General features: G+C 73.1%; 4 protein-coding genes and 1 pseudogene. 3 read left to right on the top strand and 2 right to left on the bottom strand.

The features are described 5' to 3' along the window. A pseudogene (locus MXD61_RS24590) lies at window positions 1-583 on the bottom strand (hypothetical protein); the annotation flags it as partial. Window positions 584-791: 208 nt separating this feature from the next. Between MXD61_RS24590 and mscL the strand changes: the two are divergent. The 3 genes from mscL (at window position 792) to MXD61_RS24575 (ending at window position 4,936) form a co-directional block, all read left to right on the top strand. Further along, window positions 792-1,187, top strand: a complete 396-nt coding sequence (mscL, locus tag MXD61_RS24585) for a large conductance mechanosensitive channel protein MscL (protein WP_248815780.1) — start codon at window positions 792-794, stop codon at window positions 1,185-1,187. Window positions 1,188-1,749: 562 nt separating this feature from the next. After that, window positions 1,750-2,928 carry a S1C family serine protease gene (locus tag MXD61_RS24580; protein WP_374629511.1) on the top strand — a complete coding sequence of 393 codons (1,179 nt, stop codon included), beginning with the start codon at window positions 1,750-1,752 and terminating at the stop codon, window positions 2,926-2,928. A gap of 406 nt (window positions 2,929-3,334) precedes the next feature. Then, window positions 3,335-4,936 carry an RNA polymerase subunit sigma-24 gene (locus MXD61_RS24575; RefSeq protein ID WP_248815788.1) on the top strand — a complete coding sequence of 534 codons (1,602 nt, stop codon included), beginning with the start codon at window positions 3,335-3,337 and terminating at the stop codon, window positions 4,934-4,936. A 28-nt stretch (window positions 4,937-4,964) separates the two neighbouring features. Here MXD61_RS24575 and MXD61_RS24570 read toward each other — a convergent pair whose 3' ends face one another. After that, entirely contained in the window at window positions 4,965-6,692 is a 1,728-nt protein-coding gene (locus MXD61_RS24570; protein WP_248815778.1) for a copper resistance CopC/CopD family protein, read from the bottom strand. Between the last annotated feature and the right edge of the window lie 6 nt (window positions 6,693-6,698).

Below are 6,698 nucleotides of genomic sequence, written 5' to 3'. Positions count from 1 at the left end.
GGGGGCCCCCCCCCCCCCGCGCCGCGGCGCGGGCGGCCGGGGGGGCGCCGCGGCCGCCGGTGGCTCCGCTGTGCCGCCCACCCACGGGCGGAACCAGGGCTCGACGCATCGACGTCGTGCCGGGCGCAGGCGGGGCGGACGGTACCGAGGCGGGTGGCCCCGCCGGCGCGTACCCGGGCGGGGGCGACCCCGGAGCGGCGGATCCGGGCGCGGCGGCCGGGCCGGGCAGATAGGCGGCCGGCCCGGGGCTGCCGGAGCCGTTGGGCCCGCGGCCGCGGCCGTACAGGGCGCCGGGCGGGCCGTAACCGTCGTCGCCAGCCGGGCCGGCGCCACGGGCGGACTCCGGATAACCGGGTCGCGGCGGATAGCCGGGCTGGGATGGTTGACCGGAATCAGCCGGATAGCCGGGCCGGGAAGGACCGTAGCCCGCGTCGGCCGGGCCGTGACCCGCGTCCGTCGGGCCGTACTGGCCGGGCCGCCCCTGGGAACGGGATCGTCCCTGCGCGCCGTCGCCACTGGAGCGATGGTGGGGAGGCGGGCGCTGATCCTCCTCCCAGCCGGCCCGTCGCGCACCGTCCGTCACCAGACGACCTCCGATCCCGAGCCGCTGCACGCATATGTTCGTCCCACCGGTGTACCACGGATTTGCCAGGACGTTGCGCGCGCCTAGTTGACAACAACCCATCAGGGACATGCGGACCTCGCCGGATACCCCCCAACGTGCGTCGATATCCTCCCATGACATCCCTGCAAGCAGGGACAATGCAGCAACCTCCTGGGGGGAGAGCACAGTGAAGGGCTTCAAACAGTTCCTGATGCGCGGGAACGTGGTCGACCTGGCCGTCGCCGTGGTCGTCGGCACCGCGTTCACCGCGGTGGTCACGTCCCTGGTGGCGAACATCTTCACGCCACTGATAGCCGCGATCTTCGGCAAGCCGGACTTCTCCGATCTGACCTTCAAGATCAACGGAAGCATCTTTCGTTACGGCGCGTTCATCAACAGCGTCATCGCGTTCCTGTCGGTGGCGGCCGTGATCTACTTCGTCGTCGTCCTGCCACTGAAGACGCTCACCGAGCGTCGGGCTCGTGGCCAGGTGGCCCCGGAGGAGGACCTCGTCCTGACGGACGAGGCTCGGCTGCTGACCGAAATCCGTGATCTACTGGCGGAACGCCGCAGCGGCGCCTGACTCCGCGACCAGTCCGGAGACGGGGCCCGCCGGCCCCGCCGCGAACGGTCGCTAACCCGAACGTTGGTCGGCATTCAGGTATCGCTCAGGCTCGCAAGGGAAAGTGCCAACCATGACACCGCGTCCCCCCTTCAGCGACAACGCCGATGAAGCCCAGCCGGGTGGCGGCCGGGAGGGGTCCGGCGCCGGGCACGACTCGCCGTCTCCCTGGGCCCCGCCCGCCGCTGACGGGTTCGGGTCGCCGGCAGCACAGCCGCACCCGGCCGGTCCCTACCACCCAGCGGAGAGCTCCCCACCTCCCGGCGCTCCCTACCCGCCCCCATCGGGTCCGCCGACGGGGGGCTGGGGATCACCGGCCGGCCCCGCCAGCCCCGGAGCCGGCGGCTCTCGCCCGCCGGCTCCGCTTCCCGGTGGGACGCCGGGCGGCTCGGCCGGGCCGGGCGCGCCGGGCGGCGGGCTGTACGGGCCGCCGGCGGGCGGTTCGGGTGGCGGGGCGCCGTGGACCAGTCAGTGGGGTGCGGCGCCGGTGGGTGGCGGCTATCCCCCGACCGGGCAGCTCCCCATGGGTGATCCGTCGGGGCCGCAGGGTCGGGGTGGCACGGTGGCGTTGCGCCGACGCCGGCTGGTGGCGGCGGGGCTCGCCCTCGCGCTGGTATCGGCGGGTGTCGGTGGGGCGGTCGGGGCGCTGGTGGCCGGCGACGACGGTGGGAGCACCGTGGTGACCACCGCCGGCCTGGAGCGCAGTTCGTCCACCGAGGGTGGCACGTCCCCCGCGGCGTCGGACACCGTCTCGGCGGCGGCGAAGAAGATCCTGCCGAGCGTGGTGACGATCTCCGAGGAGTCCAGCAGCGAGTCCGGTACCGGTTCCGGCACGATCATCCGCGCGGACGGTCACATCCTGACGAACAACCATGTCGTGTCGGGCGCGGCCGACGGTGGCACCCTGACGGTCACCCTCCAGGACGGCCGCACCTTCTCGGCCCAGGTGGTGGGCACCGACCCGAGTTCCGACCTCGCCATCATCAAGATCAACGCCTCCGGGCTGACCGCGGCTACCTTCGGTAACTCCGACTCGCTCAACATCGGCGAACTCGTTGTCGCGGTCGGCAGCCCACTCGGTCTCAACGGAACGGTGACCTCCGGCATTGTCAGCGCCGTGCACCGTCCCGTGCGCACCGGCGACTCGACCGTGCGCGACCAGCAGAACACCGTTCTGGACGCGATCCAGACCGACGCCCCGATCAACCCGGGTAACTCCGGCGGTCCGCTGGTGAACAGCCGCGGCGAGATCATTGGCGTGAACAGCGCGATCGCGACGGTCGGCGGCGGGAGCAGCCCGTTCGGGGGTACCCAGCAGTCCGGCAACATCGGCGTCGGCTTCGCCATTCCCGGTAACTACGCCGAATCGGTCGCCACCCAGCTCATCACCGCGGGTCGGGCGCAGCATCCCTACCTCGGCGTCGCCGCGTCCACCGCGGACGAGAACACCCGGTCGACGGCGGCCAGCGGTACCGGCGCGCAGATTCGGACAATGGTCTCGGGCGGTCCGGCGGAAAGCGCCGGCCTGCGCGTCGGCGATGTGATCACCAAACTCGGTGACCGGGCGATCCCCGACGTCGACTCCCTGATCGCCGCCGTGCGCTCGCATGGCATCGGGGACGACGTCGAGGTCACGTACACCCGGGACGGCAAGTCCGCGACCACCACGGCGAAGCTGGCACTGCAGCCACCGACGTCCTGATCGTCCCGGTCCGTCCCGCTTCGCCGTCCGACATACCGACGACGGGTTAATCGTGGGGCGATTCGGCGCAGGGTGACGAATGGCCGATGCCGTTCGGAACAGCAACCTGCGCCAGATCGGTCAGGTAAAATCACCCATCTCCTCAATGGGCTACTTTTTTGCCACACTTGTGACTAGTTCCCCGGGATAGCTGGTCGCCACACCCCCGCACCCAGGGTGCACATGTTGCACAAAAGCCACGTAGATCCCAAAACACTGACACCTTTTGTGGTCAAGCGATAACAGGTGTCGAATCGACGACAACAAAATCCTCACAACGTTCACCTGTTCCCGCGGGCTGCCTCCTAGCATGAGCGTCGTCCACCCTGATCGGGCCCGCCGCTAGTCCACCGGGAGACGCGAGAATATGGACGACGACGCGGACCTCGTGGCCCGTGTCCGCAGTGGTGATCGACTGGCCTTCGATGACCTTTACGATCTCTACGCGGACGATGTCTTCTCCATGTGTCTGCTGATCCTGGGGGATCCGACCGTGGCCCGCGCCGCGGCCGGGACAGCCTTCGCCCTGGTCGCACGCACCCGACTCAACCCCCTGAGCGATCCGGCCCGGCTGCGCTCCTGGCTGCTCGAGCTGGCCCGCGGCAGTGCCCTGGCCTGGTCGGGTTCCCCGCAGGCCCGCAGTGTCCCGGTCCCGCACGGGGTCGCGCCGGAGGAGTTGCTGCTCGGCGCGGTCGTGCCGGCCCCCGCGAGCCTGCGGGTGGGCCTGGCCCGCACCTTCGACCGGGCGGCCACCGTCGCGGAGGCCGCGGCCAGCCGCCGGGCCGCCGAGGCCTCGGCCTTCCTGGCTGCCGGTAGATCCATGGTGACACCGGCCCACCATCACGCACCGGCCGCGGACAGCACCCCGGCCGCCGGTCACGAACCGGCCGAGACCCCCGCCATGACCGACGGCGACGCCGCGGTGACCGGCTCGCACCCACGGTACGAACCGGCGTCGATCGAGGCGGCACGGCCACCCGCGCAGCGGGCCCCGGAGCGTGACCTGCCGCTGATGCGGGTGGACGAGGACGGCGCCGAGTTCGCCGGCCCGTCGACCGTCGTACCCCTCGCACCGTGGCGGACCCGCCCCGCGATGGCAGCCGCCGCCGTGCTGGCCGCCGCTGCCGTCGGCCTCACCGCGGCGATGAACTGGCCCGCCAGCGAACCGCAGCTCATCTCGGAGAGCCGGATCGCCGTGGTGAGCCCATCCACGCCGCCGGCCTTCGCCCGGCCGTCAGCCGCGCCCGCCGCACCCGGCGGGCGCACCGACAGTGACAGGCCGACCGCCGCGGCCACGGTCGCCGGCGCCTACACCAGTGGGGCCGGCCCGGCACGCCATCGGGTGCCGCATGTCATCGAGCCGGTCGCGCGGGACGTCCGCCGCACACCCGCGGTCTCCGCGCAGGGCAACGGTGATACCGGCGGCTCGGCTCCGGCATCACCGGCGTCACCGACCGGGCCGACGTCGAACGGGGTTCGTCCCCCCACCACCACGAGTCCCGGCACGGCCACCTCGACGGCCACGCCGAAGACGTCCACCTCGGTCGGAATCCCCGCCGGCGGCACCCCGACGGGCACCACCGGGCCGACGCCAGCCACCCCCACGACGCCCGGCGACGTCGGCGCGCCCCCCTCACCCGGCACCTCGACCCCCACCGGCACCGGCACCCAGCCCCCGACCCCGGGCATCGGCGGCGGGTCGACCACCGGCGCGCCGACCCCGGGCACCCCGACCACCGGGAGCACACCCGCTGCCGGGACGACCCCGCCCGCCGGTTCGGGCAGCACCGGCTCGGGCAGCACCGGCTCCGGCGGTGCCGCGGCGACCACCACCGCACCGCCGTCGTCCGGCGGCACAGGCGGATCGGGGTCGACGGGCTCCGGGTCGGGCACGGGCGGCGCCGGCACCGGGGCGACTCCCGCGGCGCCGACCTCCCCCGCCCGGGTCCAGCCGCCGATCGCGGTGTGACCCACCGCGATCGGCATCAGGTTCCAGGTCAGCGCACCCGGTAGACCAGGGTGGTCGTGTACTCGTCGAAGTCGTTGAGCCGCAGGCTCAGCCGCAGCTGCCAGGAACCGGACAGCGGAGCCTGAAGATCATCGCTGCGCGCGTGCCCGGTCTCGGCGAGGTCCAACGGCACCGTGAACGGTCCGAGGTTCTTCGCCGGCAGCGAGAGCTGGGCCTGCGCGGCGACCAGACGTTGCGGTTTCCCGGTCGCGGCGATGGCGTACACGTCGATGGACTCCGGACCGATCCGGGTCGGGGCGATCCGCACCTTCACCGTCATCGGCCCGGCGAACGCGCTGCCGTGGAACGGCGGGGCGTAGCTGGACCGGGCCGGCACCATGTTGACCAGGCTGGCCGTGAGCCCGAGGACCACCGCGGCCAGCGCCAGTTCGGCCACGACCCCCCGCCGTAGCCCGGCCAGCGCCGCGGCCCCCGGCAGCCCGTCGGCCCGCGGGGCCGCACCGTCGCCCTGGCCGGTACCGAGACCGGCGTCGTCGGCCGCGGCGAGGTGAGCCCGGGCGGAGCCGTAGTTGCGGCGCACCCACTGCTGGGCCAGGGCCGCGACGCCCAGCATGCCCAGAACGAACCAGACCTTGTAGAGCACCAGCCGGCCGTAGCTGGTGTCGACGATGGCCGCGAACGACCCGATCTCCCGCCAGCTCTGCACGAGTCCGCTGAGCACGATCGCGACGACCGCACCGATCGCGAGCCGGGACCACCGGGGCAGCACCGCCCCGATCTCGGCCGCCGAGGCCGTCCGCAGCAGGATCACGATGACGGCCAGCCCACCGAGCCAGACCGACATCGCCAGGACGTGCACCGTGAGGCTCGCCACCGACAGACCCACCAGGTCGCCGGTACCGCCGTGCCCGATCGCGGCGAGACTCACCGCGACCGCGAGGCCGAGCGCCGCCAGTTCACCGCGTCGCCACAGATCGGGCCGACCCATCCGGGCCGCCTGACGCAGCAGCGGCGCGGCCAGCAGCAGGGCGAGCAGCCGGATGAGCAGCAGATGGCCGAAACGCTCGTCCAGCGTCGCCGACAGCCTCGACCAGTCGGCGAGGGCACCCAGCCCCCGACCGGACGTGTACGGCCCCTGCAACAGCAACTGGCCGACGGACGCCGCGACCGCCAGCCCCCAGGCCGTGGCCAGCAACCGTCCGCTGGCGGCGGCCCGAAGCCCTGCCGGCCACAGCAGCAGCAGGAACAGGCAGCCGCCCAGCAGCACACCGACGCCGATGTACCCGGCGAACCGGGCCACGCCGAACAGGAACCCGACCGCGGCCGAGCCCGATGTGCTGCCCTCGGCGCGCGCGGCGCCGGCGTCCGGCGGGCCGCCGACACCGAAGGCGAACGCGCCCGACACCGGATGGCTGTCGGCGGAGACCACCCGCCAGCTCGCCACGTAGGTACCCGACGGCAGCCCGGAGCGCAGCGCCACCATCGCCTGGGACGCCTTCGCGCCGCCCTGGGCATGGCCGAGATCAACCCGGTTACCGGCCCGGTCAAGGACCCGGATCGAGTCGCCCGCCACCCGCACCGACTCGCTGAAGGAGAGTGTCACCCGGGCGGGCGGTGCGGACAGCGCCGCGCCGCCCTGCGGATCGGTGCCGGTGAGCAGGGCATGGGCGGACGCCGGGGCGACTCCGACGCCCAGGCCGATGGATGTGGTGGCCAGGGCGACCAGCGCCATGACCACCACCACGACCCTGCGCATGGACGA

This window comes from Frankia sp. AgPm24 (assembly GCF_023243055.1).
Classification (GTDB): domain Bacteria; phylum Actinomycetota; class Actinomycetes; order Frankiales; family Frankiaceae; genus Frankia; species Frankia umida.
This window is presented reverse-complemented; position numbering and strand designations above follow the sequence as displayed.